This window comes from Burkholderia sp. RF4-BP95, assembly GCF_001521985.1.
Taxonomy (GTDB): domain Bacteria; phylum Pseudomonadota; class Gammaproteobacteria; order Burkholderiales; family Burkholderiaceae; genus Burkholderia; species Burkholderia diffusa.
On record NZ_LOSX01000008.1, the window covers coordinates 214932 to 232547 of the forward strand.

The 17616-nt window shown below is 66.9% G+C and carries 18 protein-coding genes; 10 read left to right on the forward strand and 8 right to left on the reverse strand.

The genetic code is table 11. The annotated features are described in order from the left end of the window. Window positions 1–78: 78 nt before the first annotated feature. From WS46_RS01480 to mpl, 6 genes are all read right to left on the reverse strand, one after another. Window positions 79–1689 (reverse strand): S10 family peptidase, encoded by a 1611-nt coding sequence (locus tag WS46_RS01480; RefSeq protein ID WP_059689096.1) that lies wholly within the window; start codon window positions 1687–1689, stop codon window positions 79–81. Between the two features lie 426 nt (window positions 1690–2115). Continuing rightward, the gene (gene mtgA, locus WS46_RS01485; RefSeq protein ID WP_059681846.1) at window positions 2116–2853 is read right to left on the reverse strand and encodes a monofunctional biosynthetic peptidoglycan transglycosylase; all 738 of its coding nucleotides are present in this window, start codon (window positions 2851–2853) and stop codon (window positions 2116–2118) included. Between the two features lie 14 nt (window positions 2854–2867). Beyond that, entirely contained in the window at window positions 2868–3734 is an 867-nt protein-coding gene (gene aroE / locus WS46_RS01490; protein WP_059689097.1) for a shikimate dehydrogenase, read from the reverse strand. Next, a complete protein-coding gene (locus WS46_RS01495; protein WP_059689098.1) occupies window positions 3731–5830 on the reverse strand; it encodes an RNB domain-containing ribonuclease in 2100 nt (699 codons plus the stop codon). Before WS46_RS01495 ends, aroE begins: the two co-directional genes overlap by 4 nt. 81 nt (window positions 5831–5911) lie before the next feature. After that, complete coding sequence (locus WS46_RS01500; protein ID WP_059689099.1) at window positions 5912–6481, reverse strand: YqiA/YcfP family alpha/beta fold hydrolase; 570 nt, start codon at window positions 6479–6481, stop codon at window positions 5912–5914. Then, window positions 6478–7863 carry a UDP-N-acetylmuramate:L-alanyl-gamma-D-glutamyl-meso-diaminopimelate ligase gene (gene mpl, locus WS46_RS01505; RefSeq protein WP_059689100.1) on the reverse strand — a complete coding sequence of 462 codons (1386 nt, stop codon included), beginning with the start codon at window positions 7861–7863 and terminating at the stop codon, window positions 6478–6480. Before mpl ends, WS46_RS01500 begins: the two co-directional genes overlap by 4 nt. A 234-nt stretch (window positions 7864–8097) precedes the next feature. Between mpl and WS46_RS01510 the strand changes: the two genes are divergently transcribed. From WS46_RS01510 to WS46_RS01555, 10 genes are all read left to right on the forward strand, one after another. Then, window positions 8098–8742, forward strand: a complete 645-nt coding sequence (locus WS46_RS01510) for a hypothetical protein (RefSeq protein WP_059689136.1) — start codon at window positions 8098–8100, stop codon at window positions 8740–8742. Window positions 8743–8749: 7 nt separating this feature from the next. Further along, complete coding sequence (locus WS46_RS01515) at window positions 8750–9304, forward strand: TlpA disulfide reductase family protein (protein ID WP_059689101.1); 555 nt, start codon at window positions 8750–8752, stop codon at window positions 9302–9304. Between the two features lie 194 nt (window positions 9305–9498). Beyond that, complete coding sequence (gene aroQ, locus WS46_RS01520) at window positions 9499–9951, forward strand: type II 3-dehydroquinate dehydratase (RefSeq protein WP_057926821.1); 453 nt, start codon at window positions 9499–9501, stop codon at window positions 9949–9951. A 64-nt stretch (window positions 9952–10015) separates the two neighbouring features. Next, on the forward strand, window positions 10016–10492 hold the full coding sequence (gene accB, locus WS46_RS01525; protein WP_059535226.1) for an acetyl-CoA carboxylase biotin carboxyl carrier protein: 477 nt from the start codon (window positions 10016–10018) through the stop codon (window positions 10490–10492). Window positions 10493–10577: 85 nt separating this feature from the next. Beyond that, on the forward strand, window positions 10578–11945 hold the full coding sequence (gene accC / locus WS46_RS01530) for an acetyl-CoA carboxylase biotin carboxylase subunit (protein WP_059535225.1): 1368 nt from the start codon (window positions 10578–10580) through the stop codon (window positions 11943–11945). Between the two features lie 2 nt (window positions 11946–11947). Further along, window positions 11948–12850, forward strand: coding sequence for a 50S ribosomal protein L11 methyltransferase (gene prmA, locus WS46_RS01535; protein ID WP_059689102.1), 903 nt, complete (start codon window positions 11948–11950; stop codon window positions 12848–12850). A gap of 45 nt (window positions 12851–12895) precedes the next feature. Continuing rightward, on the forward strand, window positions 12896–14200 hold the full coding sequence (locus WS46_RS01540) for a DUF3426 domain-containing protein (RefSeq protein ID WP_059689103.1): 1305 nt from the start codon (window positions 12896–12898) through the stop codon (window positions 14198–14200). Between the two features lie 72 nt (window positions 14201–14272). Then, a complete protein-coding gene (tpx, locus tag WS46_RS01545; protein ID WP_059535219.1) occupies window positions 14273–14776 on the forward strand; it encodes a thiol peroxidase in 504 nt (167 codons plus the stop codon). A 94-nt stretch (window positions 14777–14870) separates the two neighbouring features. Further along, window positions 14871–15809, forward strand: coding sequence for a carbohydrate kinase family protein (locus tag WS46_RS01550; RefSeq protein ID WP_059689104.1), 939 nt, complete (start codon window positions 14871–14873; stop codon window positions 15807–15809). A 19-nt stretch (window positions 15810–15828) separates the two neighbouring features. After that, complete coding sequence (locus tag WS46_RS01555; RefSeq protein WP_059535216.1) at window positions 15829–16302, forward strand: glycine zipper 2TM domain-containing protein; 474 nt, start codon at window positions 15829–15831, stop codon at window positions 16300–16302. 215 nt (window positions 16303–16517) lie between these two features. Here WS46_RS01555 and WS46_RS01560 read toward each other — a convergent pair whose 3' ends face one another. Together WS46_RS01560 and WS46_RS33145 are read right to left on the reverse strand one after the other, a co-directional pair. Next, complete coding sequence (locus tag WS46_RS01560; protein WP_059451920.1) at window positions 16518–17201, reverse strand: histone H1-like DNA-binding protein; 684 nt, start codon at window positions 17199–17201, stop codon at window positions 16518–16520. Window positions 17202–17229: 28 nt separating this feature from the next. Next, entirely contained in the window at window positions 17230–17556 is a 327-nt protein-coding gene (locus WS46_RS33145; protein WP_082721943.1) for a hypothetical protein, read from the reverse strand. Between the last annotated feature and the right edge of the window lie 60 nt (window positions 17557–17616).

Sequence of the window (17616 nt, forward strand, 5' to 3'; positions counted from 1 at the left end):
CTCCAGTCTGGAATGAGGTCGTCGACGGCCGGCGAACGGCGCCGCCACGGGCGCGCGTCGCCAGGCCCGCACATCGCATCAGTGCGCGGCCACGTTGTAGAAAGTCACGAGGTCGGCTTTCTCCTGCGGACGCGACGTATCGTCGAGATAGACCATGTGTCCACCCTGATAGTCCTTGATCGTCAGGTTCGGTTGCGCGCCGAGCCGCGCGAGGTCGAGCTCGGTCTGGTAGAACGGCGTCGCGATGTCGTGATACCCGTTCAGCGACAGCACCTTCAGCGACGGATTCAGCGTCAGCGCAGCCGCGAGATCGGGAATCGTGTCGGGCATCGCGAGGCCGTCGTGCGTCCAGTCCCAGGTCTGGATCGCATTGCTGCTGAGCGAATACGCCGACTGCGCGCTGTACTTCAGCACGTTCGGCAGGTAGCTGCGGATCGTGTCGGTGAACGGCTTCGTGATGAACGTGCTCGACGGGTCGCCGTCCGCCGCGAGCGGGCTCGACGACGGCACGTTCACGCGCGCGTCGTAGCGGCCGATCAGCGTGCCCGGGATCAGCGACACCTGGAAGCTGTTGTCGAAGAAGGTCGGGACGACGTTGAAGTCCGCGTTCCACAGCGACTGCTTCACGCCGGTCGAATTCACCATCGTCGTGACGAGCGTCGGCGGGGGCGGCGTGTGGCTCGCGAGATACGCGTTCACGGCGGGCACGTAACTGCCGGCCGTCAGCTGGCGCATCTGGTCCGCATATTGCGGCAGGCTCGACGGGTTCGGGTTGTCGAGCTGGTAGTACGCGCCGACGGTGCCGTAGGACGGCACGAAGCCCGCGCAACTCACGGGGCTCGCCCCGTTGTTCGAGTTGCCGACATAGTCGCTCGCCATGTCGCAGTTCGCGTTGTAGTTCAGGATCGACGACTGCAGCACGATGCCGTCGAGCTTCACGCCGGCCGTCTCGAGCAGGTTCGCGAGCACGTCGGTGCGCGGCGTGCCGTACGACTCGCCGAACAGGTATTTCGGCGAAGTGTCGCGCTGGTTCACGGCGATGTAGCGCGTCACGAAGTCGCGGAACGCGCCGCCGTCCTGGTCGACGCCCCAGAACGTCTGGTTCGTGTTCGGCGCGATCGCCTCCGAGAAGCCGGTGCCGATCGCATCGACGAACACGAGGTCGGTCGTATCGAGCAGGCTTTCCGCGTTGTCGACGAACGGGAACGTCGACGCGTTCGCGTTCGGGTCGCCGGTCTGGATCCGCTTCGGACCGAACGAGCCGAGATGGAGCCACACCGATGCGGAGCCGGGGCCGCCGTTGTACAGGAACGTGACGGGCCGTTTCGCCGCGGGCTGGTTGTCGGCGGTGTACGCGACGTAGAAGAACGATGCTTCGGGCGCGCCCGTCTGCGGATTGCGCGCGACGAGGTGGCCGGCGGTGGCCGTGTAGCGAATCGTCTTGCCGTTCAGCGTGATCTGATGATGGGTAACGGCGGCCTTTTCGACCGCGGCGGACGCGTCGAGCGACGCGGTCGCGCTCGACGAATAACTGTTGGGATCGTTGTACGGCTTGTCCACCTGAGCGGCGGGATCGGCTGAATTGTCGGTACCTGCTGCGGAGGACGACGACACGTCGTCGTTGCAGGCCGTCAGAATCAGCGAAGAGAACACGACTCCCAACAACAGCTTCGCTTTGCTCGCTGGCATCGTTGCTTTCCTTCTCTCGAATGTTTTTTGTGTCGAGCAGCCGGGTAAGCCGCCCCCCGCCTCGATTGCGGCCGATAAGCCGAGGCGCTGGCCAATATACGTGAGCGGGTCGGCTTTGAAAAATTTGGAAATATTCGAGCGACGCGCGGTGCGGTGCACACCTTTCAGGAATGCTTCGATTGCCGAACCATTGTTTTTCGGCAGCCTTTCAACTGCTTTCGCGTTTACCCGGAAACACTAAAACCGCGCGGATTTCGTGCCATATCGGCAAACAAAATCCAGCGCGGGCGGGCATTGCTCAGTAAAGCGAAATAGACGAATTCGTCTAATGGATATGTCCCGAAATGCGGGCGACATGAATGCGCTGCAGCGCACCAATGGCGCGCCGGCGACGGAACGGACAATGTGACGGCGCGGGCGCGCCGCTCACTGCGATTGCGGAAGTTCGGCCGCGCCCATCCGGCGGGCGATCACGGCCGCGCGCTGCGCCTGGTACGCCGAGCCGCGGTGCGCGTCGAACCAGCGCGGCTTCGGCAGCATTACCGCGAGGCGCGCCGACTGCCACGCGCCGAGCCGGCTCGCGGGAATCCTGTAGTAATAGCGGGCGGCGGCCTCGGCACCGTACACGCCGCGGCCCCATTCGACGGAATTCAGGTAGATCTCGAAGATTCGCTCCTTGTCGAGCACCGTCTCGAGCATCCACGTGATGATCAGCTCCTGCCCCTTGCGGATGTAGCTCTTCTCGCGCGACAGGAACAGATTGCGCGCGAGTTGCTGCGTGATCGTCGAACCGCCCGCGACGATCCGGCCGCGCGCCTTGTTCTTCTCCCACGCCTGCAGGATCGCGTCGACGTCGTAGCCGTTGTTGGTCGCGAAGGTCGAATCCTCCGACGCGATCAGCGCGCGCTTCAGGTTGCGCGAGATCTGGTCGTACGGCACCCACTGGTGCTGGATCCGCGCGGGCGGATTGTCGCGCGACAGCCACCACGCGTCGGTCCGCATGAACGCGGTGGAACCCGGATTGATGAACGACCACAGCGCGATCTGCACGAGATAGAACAGCTGCGTCGCGAGCCACGCGCCCGCGAACACCGAACCCGCATAGACGATCCAGCGGGTCGGGCTGATCGTCCGCGTGCGCTGCGTACCGCTTACCGCCACCACCTGCCGCGCTCCGGTCAGGCCGCCGCGAGCGCCTGGCGCAGCGCGGCCAGCACCGGTGCGCCGTCCGGCCGCACGCCGCGCCAGATGAAGAACGATTCGGCCGCCTGCTCGACCAGCATCCCGAGCCCGTCGGCCGTGCGTGCGCCGAGCGACGCCGCATGCTGCATGAACACGGTCGGCTGCGCGCCGTACATCATGTCGTACGCGAGCGTGCCCGCGCCGAACGCGGCCGCGTCGCACTCCGGCAGCGCCGCGTCGAGGCTGCCGGCCGTCGCGTTGACGATCACGTCGTACGGTTCCGCACGCACGGTGTCCGGGCCGCCGCCCGACAGCACGCAGCCCGCATCGTGCGCGGCCTGCGTGAACTGACCGACGAGCGCCTCGGCCTTGCTCGCGGTGCGGTTCACGATCGTGATCGACAGCGGCGCGCGCTCGAGCATCGGCAACACGACGCCACGCGCCGCGCCGCCCGCGCCGAGCAGCAGGATGCGCGCGCCCGCGAGCGACACGCCGAGATTCGATTCGATGTCGCGCACGAGGCCGACGCCGTCCGTGTTGTCGCCGTAGATGCGGCCGTCGGCTTCGATGCGCAGCGTGTTGACCGCGCCCGCCGCGGCCGCGCGCGGCGACAGCGTATCGGCGAGCGCGTGCGCGTCGAGCTTGAACGGCACCGTCACGTTCGCGCCGCGCCCGCCTTCGGCGATGAATGCGCGCACGGCGGCCTCGAAACCGTCGAGCGGCGCGAGCCGGTGCTCGTAGACGATCGCCTCGCCCGTCTGCGCGGCGAACTGCGCGTGGATGAACGGCGACTTGCTGTGCGCCACCGGATTGCCGAACACCACGTAGCGGTCGGCGCCGCTCGTCGACGCGGCTGCGTTCATGATGCGCGTCCCTCTTCGCTCTCTTCGCTTTCCTGGCCGTTGCCGCTCGCGGCCTCGCCGCCTTCGACCGCCGCGCCGTCCGCTTCGGCCAGTGCCTCGGCCTCGGCTTCCGCCGACGCGTCTTCCGCATCGACCAGCGTGTCGTCGCCGCCTTCGGTCTCGTCTTCGTCGTCGGCCGCGTCGCCGCTCGTCACGGTCGGCGCGTCGAGCACGTTCAGCAGCCGCACCGACGCCTCGATCGTCAGCTCGTCGAGCGACATCACGTCGAGCAGCACGCGCGTGCCGCGCGCATGCACGCCGAGCCCCGGCACGTGCAGCAGCAGCGGAATTTCCTCGAGGCGCACCAGGTCGCCCTTCACGACGCTCGCGACGACCTGCTTCTTCTGCTCCTGCGCGAGCCAGCGCAGGCACCAGAAGTACTCCATCCGGCGCTGGTAGTCGGCGTAGGCGGTATAGGTGTCGTCGAAGCCCTGCACGACCGCGTACAGGTCGGCGTCCTTCGGCTTGAACGGCGCGGCGAGCTTCGCGGTGACGCCGTGCTGCACGCACGCGAGCAGTTGCCACTGGTTCACGAGGTCGACGTAGCGGCGCAGCGGCGACGTGCTCCACGCGTACTGCGCGACGCCGAGGCCTTCGTGCGGCGCGGCCGTCGTCTGCATCCGCGTGCGCTTCGGGCCCGGCGCGCCGAAACCGCGCTGCGAGCGATAGATGCCGGGCACCGTGTGATCGTGCAGGAACGCGCCCCACGTCGAGTTCGCGAGGATCGCGAGCTCCGACACGATCAGGTCGAGCGGCGACCCGCGGCGACGCGGCGTGATCGTCACGTGCTCGCCTTCGACGTAGAAGTTGTAGTCGGTGTTGCGCTGCACTTCGCGCTTCAGGCCGTAGCCCGCGCGCGCGACCTGGCGCTTCTCGAACAGCGCCTGCGCGAGCGGCCACAGCACGGCGATGTCGTCCTTGTGCGGGTAGTCGCCGGTGCCGGCCGCGAGCGTCTCTTCGTTGACGAGCTCGTCGAGCGTGTTGTGGCGCAGGTTGTTCTTCACGAACACGAGTTCGGCACGCGTCTCGTTCGCGACGATCTCCTGCGTCTCGCGGTTGACGATGATGTACAGCGACAGCGCCGGGCGGTAATCGCCTTCCTTCAGCGTGAACACGTCGACGACGTCGTCCGGCAGCATCGTGATCTTGTCGCCCGGCATGTAGACGGTCGACAGGCGCGCGCGCGCGATCGCGTCGACCGCGTCGCCGCGGACGATGCCGAGCGCCGGCGCCGCGATGTGCACGCCAATCCGCACGCGACCGTCGGACAGGTGTTCGACCGAGAACGCGTCGTCGATTTCGGTCGTCGTGATGTCGTCGATCGAGAACGCCTCGACGTCCGCGCGCGGCAGGTCGTCCGGCAGCGGGCCGACCGTGACGGCGGGAAAGCCCGTGCCGTGCGGGAAGAATTCCGCGAGGAAGCGCGCCTCGTGCAGCGCGCGCGGCGACGCGATGCCGCCGCAGTCGAGCATCAGCCGCGCCGGCGACACGCCGCGCGCCCCGGCGGCCGCTTCCATCGCCTTGTATTCGATCGCGTTCTTGTCCGGCCGCGTCAGCAGCCCGAGCACCTTGCCCGCGAATGCCTCCGGCAGCTTGCCGGCCTTCAGTTCCTCTTCATACTGCGCCTGGACGAGCGCCTGCTGGCGCTTGCGCTCGAGCGACGCGAGCGCCATCTTGAGCTGCTCTTCCGGCGCGCGCTGATACTGGCCGCGCCCCTTGCGTCGGAAGTAGACGGGCGAGCCGTGCAGCCGCAGCACCAGCGCCGCGCGCTCGACCGGGCCGTAGGTCGCGCCGAAATATTCCGAGGCGAGCGCCGTATATGCGAATTCCTCGGCCGGCGCGCATTCCCACAGGAAGTCCAGGTCGATCTGTTGCGCGGCCGTATCGGCTTCTTGCATCAGCTCGCTCGCGGCCGGCTTCTCGAATTCGATCAGCACGTCCTTTGCACGGACGTTCGCACGCCGCCCGCCGGGCAACTCGACCTGAAATGCGTCGCCCTGGCGCGACAGCACGCTGCCCGCCTTGAAACTGCCCGATTCCTCGAAGAAAACGTTCACTCAGTACTCTCGTTCAGACTGCCGGGCGCCGCATCGGCGGCGCCGCATGATGATGGGAATTCGATCGGCATGACGCCGGGTTCATGACGTTCTTTCGTCGCAAAAGGCGAGAACGTCGTCGACATAGTCGGCAAATTCGCTGATTCCATGATCGCTGCCTTCGATCACGCGCGTTTTCGCGCCCGGGTAATGGGCGAGCATCTCGCGATAGTCCAGCACTTCGTCGCCCGTCGCCGCGAACAGATAGTAGCGTTCGGGCCGCGAAATCGCCGGCACGCGCAGCGCATCGAGCTCGTGCAGGTGATGGCGTTCGACGACGATCGACCCGCCGCCGTGCCACAGCGGCTGCTCGCCCAGATACTGCTCGAGATCGCGCTGCGGCACGATCGCCGGATTCAGCACCACCGCCTTCCAGCCGTGCTTTTCGGCGAGCCAGGTTGCGTAGTAGCCGCCGAGCGAGCTGCCGATCACCGTCACGTCGCGCGTACCGGCCACCTCGGCTTCCGCGACGGCGATCGCCTCGAGCGGCGACACCGACAGCGACGGGCAGCGCCATTCGTGCGTGCGGCCGAGTTCGGCCATGCGCGCGGCGAGGAGCCGCGACTTCTGCGACTCCGGCGACGACCGGAATCCGTGCAGGTACAGGATCACGCGCGGCTCCCGAGCGCGTCGAGCAGCTTCTGGTGCACGCCGCCGAAGCCGCCATTGCTCATTACGAGCACGTGGTCGCCCGGGCGCGCGGCCTCGACGACCGACTTCACCAGCAGGTGAAGATCGTCAAATGCGCGGGCCTTGTCGCCGAGCGGCGCGAGCGCGTCGCCGAGGTTCCAGCCGAGCGCGTCGCGCCCGGTCGGGGCGCCGTAGCCGAACACCAGGTCGGCGTCGGCGAGGCTTGCCGGCAGTTGCGCCTTCATCACGCCGAGCTTCATCGTGTTCGAACGCGGCTCGAGCACGGCGAGAATGCGGGAATTTTGACGGCCGATGCGCGCACGAAGACCGGCGATCGTCGTTTCGATCGCGGTCGGATGGTGCGCGAAGTCGTCGTAGACGGTCACGCCGTCCACGCTGCCGCGCACTTCCATGCGCCGCTTCACGTTGCGGAACGATGCGAGGGATTCGGCGGCCTGCGCGGGCGGTACGCCGACGTGGCGCGCGGCGGCGATCGCCGCGAGCGCGTTCATCCGGTTGTGGTCGCCCTGTACCTGCCACGCGACTTCACCGACGCGCTCGGCCTGCGAATACACCGCGAAACGCTCGTCGACCGGCACGCCGTCCTCGGCAGGCAGCGCCTGCCAGCCGCCGTCGACGCCGAAGCGCTCGACCTCGCTCCAGCAGCCGCGCGCGAGCACGCGCTCCAGCGCGTCCGAGCGGCCGTTGGTCACGATCCGGCCGACGCCCGGCACGGTGCGCACGAGGTGATGGAATTGCGTTTCGATCGCGGCGAGATCCGGGAAGATGTCGGCGTGATCGAATTCGAGATTGTTGAGCACCGCGGTGCGCGGCCGGTAGTGGACGAACTTCGAGCGCTTGTCGAAGAACGCCGTGTCGTATTCGTCGGCCTCGATCACGAAGAAACTCGAATCGGTCAGCCGCGCCGACACGCCGAAGTTCAGCGGCACGCCGCCGATCAGGAAGCCCGGGTTCAGGCCGGCATCTTCCAGCAGCCACGCGAGCATCGACGACGTGGTCGTCTTGCCGTGCGTGCCCGCGACCGCCAGCACCCATTTGCCGGCCAGCACGTGCTCGCCGAGCCATTGCGGGCCCGATACATACGGCAGGCCGCGATCGAGGATCGCCTCCATCAGCGGGTTGCCGCGCGTGACGACGTTGCCGATCACGAACAGGTCGGGCTTCAGGTCGATCTGCTCGGCGCCGTAGCCCTCGATCAGCGTGATGCCCTGCGCCTCGAGCTGCGTGCTCATCGGCGGATAGACGCCCGCGTCGCAACCCGTCACCGTGTGGCCCGCCTCGCGCGCGAGCACGGCGAGACCGCCCATGAAGGTGCCGCAGATGCCAAGAATGTGGATGTGCATAGATGAATGCTTTCGCGCCGCCGGGCGCCGTCGATTCGGAAAGGAAGGTCCGCGGCACGCCGGACAGGCCGCCCGGCCAACGACTTTCGCCGCGACACAAAGACCGTCATTGTAACTGACGGCCCGCCCTGCCCGGCGGCCCGAACGATGGATCCGAACGCCGCGCGGCGCGGCGGGCGGCACCCGGCCGCACCGCGTTCGGCCGTGGCGGCGATCGAGTATGATTGCCGGATCATGTCTCGCAAACCTCTTGTCGACCCGCGGCGCGCCCGCGAGGAAATTGCCCAGTCCGCCGCCCGCCTGATCGCGGAAGACGGCCTCGATTACGCCGGCGCGAAACGCAAGGCCGCGCGCCAGCTGTTCGGCGATACGCGCGTTGCCGGCGAATGGCTGCCGGATAACGACCTGATCGAGGAAGAACTGCGCGAGTACCTCGCCCTGTTCCAGAGCGACACGCAGCCGGACGAACTGCGCCGCCTGCGCGAGATCGCGCTCGACTGGATGCGCCGGCTCGTCGAGTTCAATCCGTACGTGACGGGCGCGGTGCTGAACGGCACCGCGAACGCGCATTCGGACATCCATTTGCAGATATTCACCGACAACCCGAAGGACGTCGCGATCTACCTGCTGAACCAGAACGTTCAGTACGACGTGTCCGAAACGCGGCATTTCGCCGGTCGCGCCGACGTCGAGACGCTCAGCTTCCTGTGGCGCCCGCGGCGCGACGTGGACGCGATCGGCATTCACGTCGCGCTCTACGCGAGCGACGACCTGCGCGGCGCGGTCAAGGCCGACGCCCGCGGCCGGGTCGCCCGCGCCGACGCCACCGTGTTGCGCGCGCTGCTCGAGGCCAGCAACGCCCCTTCCGAACCGGAATGATTCAACGATGATGATGAAACGCATGTTGGCGCTCGCGGTGGTCGCGGCCGCCGCCGTCGCCGGCGGGCTCGCCGCCGGCCATTGGTTCCGCGGCGGCAGCGCCGATGACGGCGTCGCCGTCGCCGCCTCCACAGCGAAAGGCAGCCCGGTCGACCAGCTGTGGGCCGCGTCGCTGACCGGCGTTGACGGCAAGCCAGCGTCGCTCGCTTCCTTCAAGGGCCAGAAGGTCGTGGTCAATTTCTGGGCGTCGTGGTGCGGCCCGTGCGTCGAAGAGATGCCGGAGCTCGTCGCGCTGTCGCACCAATACAAGCAGAAGGGGATCCGTTTCATCGGGATCGGCGTCGATTCCGACCAGAACGTGAAGAACTTTCTGCAGAAGGTGAAGGTCGACTATCCGGTTTTCGTCAGCGGTTATGCGGGTGCGGATCTGGCCCGCAATTTTGGAAATACCGCCGGCGCGCTGCCGTTTACGGTCGTCATCGACGAAACCGGCAAGATTCGCGAGACAAAATTGGGACAAATCCAACCGGCCGAGCTGAAAAAGACCCTCGACGCGTTGTGATCGCCCTGAACGGCTGCCTGCGCGTTGGCGGCGATTTGTGCGTCGATCGGCGCAATTTCACGGGAATTCGCCGATACTTTGCGGCCGCACCGGTAATTCTTGCAGGTCCGGCGCGCGCGGCCGTTCGGCAAAACTAGACAAATTTCTCTAAATAGCGCTAAAGTTCGCGCAATTCCGCAGAAATAGAAGCGACCATGACACGATTGCTGGTGCTGCACGGCCCCAACCTGAACCTTCTCGGCACCCGGGAACCGGAGGTGTACGGCCGCGTCACGCTCGCGCAGATCGATCAGGCGCTTGCCGCGCGGGCGCAGGAAGCCGGCGCCGAACTGTCGTCGTTCCAGAGCAACCATGAAGGCGCGCTCGTCGACCGCATCCAGGCCGCGCGGGAGGAACAGACCGATTTCATCCTGATCAATCCCGCCGCGTATACGCATACGAGCGTCGCGATCCGGGACGCGATCGCCGGTGTTGGCATCCCGTTCGTCGAGGTTCATCTGTCGAACGTGCACCGCCGCGAAGCGTTCAGGCACCACTCCTACTTTTCCGACCAGGCCGAAGGCGTGATCTGCGGGCTCGGCTGGAAAGGTTATCTGTACGCGCTCGAGTACGCGCTCGACAAGCTGCAAGGCACGTCGCGCGGCTGATTTCGCGATCTAGATTCAGCGCCGGTCCCACCGGCGCTTTCACGTATTGAAAGGGGAATTCCCGATGGATCTTCGTAAGCTGAAAACTCTGATCGACCTCGTCTCCGAATCCGGCATCTCCGAGCTGGAAGTGACGGAAGGCGAAGGCAAGGTGCGTATCGTCAAGAACGCGCCGCCGGTCTATGTCCAGCCGACGGGCGGATTTGCCCCGCAGGTCAGCGCACCGGCCCCGGCGGTCGCGCTGCCGACCGAAGGCGCGGCTGCCGCGCCGGCCGCAGGCGCCGCTGCCGCGCCCGCCGTGCCGCAAGGCCACGTCGTGACGTCGCCGATGGTCGGCACGTTCTATCGCGCACCGTCGCCGGGCGCGGACCCGTTCACCCAGGTCGGCGACACGGTCAAGGAAGGCCAGACCATCTGCATCATCGAAGCGATGAAGCTGCTCAACGAGATCGAGTCGGACAAGGCCGGCGTGATCAAGGAAATCCTCGTCGAGAACGGCCAGGCCGTCGAATACGGCCAGCCGCTTTTCGTGATCGGCTAAGCCCGCCGCGCGGCCTGTCCGGCCGCGCACCGCCGATGCTCGCCAGGCGCCGTTCGCGCGCCCCTCGAAGAGACGAATACTCGCTATGTTTGAAAAAATCCTCATTGCCAACCGCGGTGAAATCGCGCTGCGCATCCAGCGCGCGTGCCGCGAGCTCGGCGTCAAGACGGTGGTCGTCTACTCGGAAGCCGACAAGGAAGCCAAGTACGTCCGCCTCGCGGACGAAGCCGTCTGTATCGGCCCGGCCCCGTCGAACCTGAGCTACCTGAACATGCCGGCGCTGATCAGCGCCGCGGAAGTCACCGATGCCGAGGCGATCCACCCCGGCTACGGCTTCCTGTCGGAGAACGCCGACTTCGCGGAACGCGTCGAGCAGTCGGGCTTCACGTTCATCGGCCCGCGTCCGGAAACGATCCGCCTGATGGGCGACAAGGTCACCGCGAAGCAGACCATGATCAAGACGGGCGTGCCGTGCGTGCCGGGTTCGGAAGGCGCGTTGCCGGACGATCCGAAGGAGATCGTGAAGATTGCCCGCGCGATCGGCTATCCGGTCATCATCAAGGCAGCGGGCGGCGGCGGCGGGCGCGGGATGCGCGTCGTGCACACCGAGGCCGCGCTGGTCAATGCGGTCAACATGACGCGCGAGGAAGCCGGCCGTGCGTTCGGCAACCCGCAGGTGTACATGGAGAAGTTCCTCGAGAACCCGCGCCACATCGAAATCCAGGTGCTGTCGGACGCGCACAAGAATGCGATCTGGCTCGGCGAGCGCGACTGCTCGATGCAGCGCCGTCACCAGAAGGTGATCGAGGAAGCGCCGGCGCCCGGCATTCCGCGCCGCCTGATCGAGCGCATCGGCGACCGCTGCGCGGACGCATGCAAGAAGATGGGCTATCTCGGCGCGGGCACGTTCGAATTCCTGTACGAGAACAACGAGTTCTACTTCATCGAGATGAACACGCGCGTGCAGGTCGAGCACCCGGTGTCGGAGATGATCACGGGCGTCGACATCGTCCAGGAGCAGATCCGCATCGCGGCCGGCGAGAAGATCGCGCTGCGCCAGCGCGACATCCAGTTTCGCGGACATGCGATCGAATGCCGGATCAACGCGGAAGATCCGTTCAAGTTCACGCCGTCGCCGGGTCGGATCACGTCGTGGCATACGCCGGGCGGCCCCGGCGTGCGCGTCGACTCGCACGCCTACAATGGCTATTTCGTGCCGCCGAACTATGATTCGATGATCGGCAAGCTGATCACCTACGGCGCGACGCGCGACCAGGCGATCCGCCGGATGCGCATCGCGCTGTCGGAGATGGTCGTCGAAGGCATCCAGACCAACATCCCGCTGCACCGCGAGCTGATGATCGACTCGAAGTTCGTCGAAGGCGGCACCAGCATCCACTATCTCGAACACCGGCTCGCCCAGAAGCAGCAGGTCGCACCGGAAGAAGCGTAAGCATGAGCTATCGCGAACTCGTCGTCGAACTGGCCCGTGAGCATGCGGAGGCGCTGTCCGACGCGCTGCTCGACCTGGGCGCGCTGTCGGTGTCCGTCGAGGACGCCGACGCCGACACGCCCGACGAACAGCCGCTCTTCGGCGAGCCGGGCCTCGTTCCGGAACGCACCGCATGGCAGCACTCGCGCGTGATCGCGCTGCTGTCGCCCGATCACGATCCGGCCGTGCTGCTCGCGGCGGCCGCGAACGAGATCGGCGTCGCCGAGACGCCGAAGTTCGACGTACGCGAAGTCGAGGAACAGGACTGGGTACGGCTCACGCAGTCGCAATTCGAGCCGATTCCGATCGGCGAGCGGATCTGGGTCGTGCCGTCGTGGCACGACGCACCCGACCCCGACGCGCTGATCCTCGAACTCGACCCCGGCCTCGCGTTCGGCACGGGCAGCCACCCGACCACGCGCCTGTGCATGGAGTGGCTCGAACAGTCGGTGAAGCCCGGCCAGTCCGTGCTCGACTACGGTTGCGGCTCGGGCATTCTCGCGATCCTCGCGAAGAAATGCGGGGCGAACCCCGTGGTCGGCATCGACATCGATCCGCAAGCGGTCGAATCGGCGCGGCAGAACAGCGAACGCAACCACGCGGAAGTCACGTACGGGCTGCCCGACGCATGCCCGGCCGGTGAATTCGACATCGTCGTCGCCAACATCCTGTCGAACCCGCTGAAACTGATGGCGTCGATGCTCGCATCGAAGGTGAAACCGGGCGGGCGCATCGCGCTGTCGGGCGTGCTCGCGCGCCAGGCGGACGATGTCGCGGCCGTCTATGCGCGCTACGTCGACATCTCGGTCTGGCGCGAACACGAAGGTTGGGTATGCCTCGCCGGAACGCGGCGGGAAAGCCATTAGAATAGCGCTGTCCTTCACTCTGGCCAGCAGGCCGCCCGGCTCGACATGCTTCTTGCGACGCGCTGCCCTCATTGCGAAACCGTCTTCCGGCTGCAGCAGGAACAGCTCTCGCTGCATGACGGGCTCGTGCGCTGCGGACACTGCCATCAGGTCTTCAACGCGTCGCAGTCGCTCGTTCCCGAGCCGGCGCTGACCGAAGCGGCGGCGGCCGGGCCGGCCGCCGCCGTACCGCAACACGAAGCCGCGCCCGCGCGGCTCTTCGCCACCGACGCACCGGTCGAGCCGACGTCCGGTTCCGACTACCAGCCCGAAGGCTGGGACATGTGGGCGCCGTGGCTCGATGCCGGCGTCGACCCGTCCCTGCAGCACACCGTGCAGACCGTGCGCACCGTGCCGCTGGTACCGCTCGCGCTGCCGGCCATGGACGCCGGCGTCGTCCACCTGTCCGGCACGCCTGCCCCGATCGCATCGGCTCCGGCCGAACTGCACGCTGTCGCGTCGGCCGAGCCGGATTGGGCGCGCCACGAAACCGACTCATCCGGCGCATCGCGGGCCACGCCACCCGCCGAACCCGACCTGCGCGAACCGCGCTTCGTCGCGCACACGCCGTCAGCCGCCGACGCGGACGAACCTGTCGGCAACGCGCACTTCTCCGTACCCGACGACGAACGCGCACCGCGCGAACCGCGCTTCGCATTCACGCCGGCGCAAGCCGTCCCTGAACCCGGCGCCGACGAGCGCGCCCCCGCACCGGCCGCGGCCGCCAGCGAAGCGGACGTCCAACCGGCCGCGCCCTTCCCCGCCGCACTGGCCGACGACGATCGCCCGCACTTCGCCGTGACCCGCGAGACACGCGCGCCGCAGCGACGCGGGATGCTCGGCGGCTTTTTCGGCGGACTCGTCGCCGCCGCGCTCGCGGTGCTGCTCGTCGCGCAACTCGCGTGGTGGCAGCGCGAAACCGTGATGATCGACTGGCCGGTCACGCAGGGCTGGTTCCGGCAGGCGTGCGCGCCGCTCGGCTGCACGGTCACGCCGCCGCGCGCGATCGACGGGCTGCGGCTCGACGCGGCCGACCTGCGCCAGCTCGATGGCCCGCGCGTGCTGGAGTTGAAGGTGCCGCTGACGAACCGCTACCGCGTCGCACTCGCCTACCCGTCGCTCGAGCTGACGCTGCTCGACGACACGAATCACGTGACCGTGCGCCGCGTGCTCGCGCCGCGCGACTACGTCCGCCCGGGCACGCCGATCGACGCCGGGCTGCCGCCCGGCACGACGCGGACGATGGTCGTCCGTCTCGACACGAACGGCGCGCCCGCCTCGAATTTCCGCGTCCAGATCTTCTATCCGTGACGCCCCGCGGCGCGCGCATGCGCGCCGTCTCAACCCGCGCGCCGCAGCGGCGCGCTATTTCGGAGCACGAACATGAGCAAAGTTACGCTGGGTGGCAACCCGATCGATCTCGCCGGCACGTTCCCGGCCGTCGGCTCGCAAGCCCCCGACTTCAAGCTGGTCGGCAAGGACCTCGCCGATCTGTCGCTCGCCAGCTTCGCCGGCAAGCGCAAGGTGCTGAACATCGTCCCGAGCCTCGACACGCCGACCTGCGCAACGTCGACCCGCAAGTTCAACGAAGCCGCGTCGTCGCTCGACAACACGGTCGTGATCGTCGTATCCGGCGACCTGCCGTTCGCCGCCACGCGCTTCTGCACGACGGAAGGCCTCGCGAACGTCGTGACGGCTTCGACGTTCCGCGGCGCCCGCGCGTTCGCGAACGCGTACGGCGTCGACGTGACGAGCGGCCCGCTGAACGGCCTGACGGCCCGCGCGGTCGTCGTGCTCGACGCGCAGGACAAGGTGATCCACGCGGAACTCGTCGGCGAGATCAAGGACGAGCCGAACTACGACGCAGCGCTCGCCGCACTGAAGTAACCCGCTGCCGCCCGGCGCTGCCGCGCGAGGCCCGACGGCCTCGCCGCACCGGCCGGGCGGCCGCTTCCTTTTGCTCTCTACAGGAACGCACGCCTTGACTACGCTGATTTGCGGCTCGCTCGCCTACGACAACATCATGACCTTCGAAGGCCGGTTTCGCGAGCACATCCTGCCCGACCAGGTTCACCTTCTGAACGTGAGCTTCCTCGTGCCGACGATGCGTCGCGAATTCGGCGGTTGCGCGGGGAACATCGCTTACGCGCTGCACATGCTCGGCGGCGACGCGCGCATCATGGCGACGGTCGGCGCGAACGACGCCGATCGCTATCTCGAGCGTCTCGACAGCCTCGGCCTGTCCAAGGCCAGCGTGCGCGTGGTGCCCGAAACGCACACCGCGCAGGCGATGATCACGACCGATCTCGAGAACAACCAGATCACCGCATTCCACCCGGGCGCGATGATGCAGTCGCACCTGAACCGCGCGGACGAAGTGTCGGGCGTGAAGCTCGGCATCGTCGCGCCGGACGGCTTCGACGGGATGGTCCAGCACGCCGAGCAATTCGCGAAGGCCGGCATCCCGTTCATCTTCGATCCGGGCCAGGGCCTGCCGCTGTTCGATGGTGCGACGCTGCGCCGCATCATTGAACTCGCGACCTTCGTCGCGGTCAACGACTACGAGGGCAAGCTCGTCAGCGACAAGACGGGCTGGTCCGAACAGGAAATCGCCAGCCGGGTTCAGGCGTTGATCATCACGCGCGGCGAGCACGGCTCCACTATTCTTCACAAAAACGGCGAAGAACAGATTCCGGTCGTGCAAGCCGAGCGTGTCGTCGATCCGACCGGCTGCGGCGACGCCTTCCGTGGCGGCCTGCTGTACGGCATCGAGAATGGCCTCGACTGGGCAACCACGGGCCGCCTCGCGAGCCTGATGGGCTCGATCAAGATCGCTCACCAGGGGCCTCAAACTTACGCACTGACGCGCGCCGAAATCGACGCGCGTTTCGAGGCTGCCTTCGGGTACAGTCTCAAATGAATATTGTGGGAGATCAAAAATGATGACCAAGAAAACCCTCACGCTCGCCGCCATGCTGACGGCCACGCTGACGCTCGCGGGCTGCTTCACGGCGCCGGGCTCGGCAGATGTCTATAGCGTCGGCCAGGCGCAGCGCGAACAAACCGTCCGCATGGGTACGGTCGAAAGCGTCCGTGCCGTGCGCATCCAGTCCGACGGCGGCGGCAGCGCGATCGGCACGCTCGGTGGCGGTGCGCTCGGCGCGGTCGCGGGCAGCGCGATCGGCGGCGGCAAGGGGTCGATCCTGACGGCCATCGCGGGCGGTCTCGTCGGCGCGGTCGCGGGCAACGCGGTCGGCGAAAACCTCAGCACGGCGAACGGTGTCGAAATCACCGTGCGCCTCGACAACGGCGACCTGCGCTCGATCACGCAGGCGGCGAGCGGCGAAGTGTTCCGCGCCGGCGAGCGTGTGCGACTGCTGTCGAGCGGCGGCGTCACGCGCGTCACGCACTAACGAGCATCCTCAGCACGCGGCGCAAGCCGCGGTCGAACGCATGTGCGAAGCTGCACATGCGTTTTTTTTCGTCCGTGCGCGGCAGCCGGTCGACGCATCGACGAATACGGACGAAAAAAATCCCGCCACCTGAGCCAGATGGCGGGACCGATTGAGTAGCGCTACTCAACCCGCGGACACCACGTGAGTGTCCGGGTGGTACTGGTCAGCCGCGATTACGGACGGCTGCCGGTCGGGAACGGCCATGCCGCTGCCGGGTTGAGCGCGGTCTTCACGCCCGATGCCGGCGCGACCGATGCGGTCGACGCGGTGGTTGCCGGTGCAGCCTTCTTCACGACGGCCTTCTTCGGAGCAGCAGCCTTCTTCGCCGGGGCAGCGGCCTTCGGTGCGGCAGCCTTCGGTGCAGCGGCAGCCTTCTTCGCAGGCGCAGCCTTCTTGGCAGGAGCAGCTTTCTTCGCAGCGGCCTTCTTCGCAGGCGCAGCCTTCTTCGCGGCAGCCTTCTTCGCCGGCGCTGCCTTCTTCGCAGCAGCCTTCTTCGCCGGTGCGGCCTTCTTCGCAGCAACCTTCTTCACTGCGACCTTCTTGGCTGCAACCTTCTTCGCAGCGGCCTTCTTCGCCGGTGCTGCCTTCTTCGCGGCAACCTTCTTCACCGCGACTTTCTTCGCAGCAACCTTCTTGGCTGCAACCTTCTTCGTTGCGACCTTCTTTGCCGCGACCTTCTTCGCAGCGGCCTTCTTCGCCGGTGCTGCCTTCTTCGCGGCAACCTTCTTCACCGCGACCTTCTTCGCAGCAACCTTCTTCACCGCAGCGGCCTTCTTCGCCGGAGCAGCAGCCTTCTTCGCAACGGTCTTCTTGGCAGCGACCTTCTTAGCAGCCGGTTTTTTCTTGGCAGTAGCCATGTTGTTCTCCTTCAGGTTCAGATGAGAGTCAGTTCAAACTACACCCTTCGTCAAAACCCGCTTCCCGCGGACGCTGTTCAGGACGTGCGCTTCGAAGCGGGCTATTCATCGGCGTACGCGGATACCACGCGCTTACGCTAATGAATACGGTATGGCGCGCGTGACCCCATGGCCTCGCGCGCCAAATCAAGTCGGTAGCCGGCGCACCTCGCGCCGCTACCCCTAATCGCTTGATCAAGCGGACCGCCACACGGCCGCCCGCTTTTTCCGGAGGGAAGTTTGCCCATCCCACTGAAGGGTTCGCAAAGTGCCGATCATGTCGTTGGGCCGATAAGGCACCGGGCATGCTTTGCATCAGGCGTTCTTGCTCCTAAACCTTGGGCCGGGACCGAGAGGCCGCCGGCTGCTCCATCAT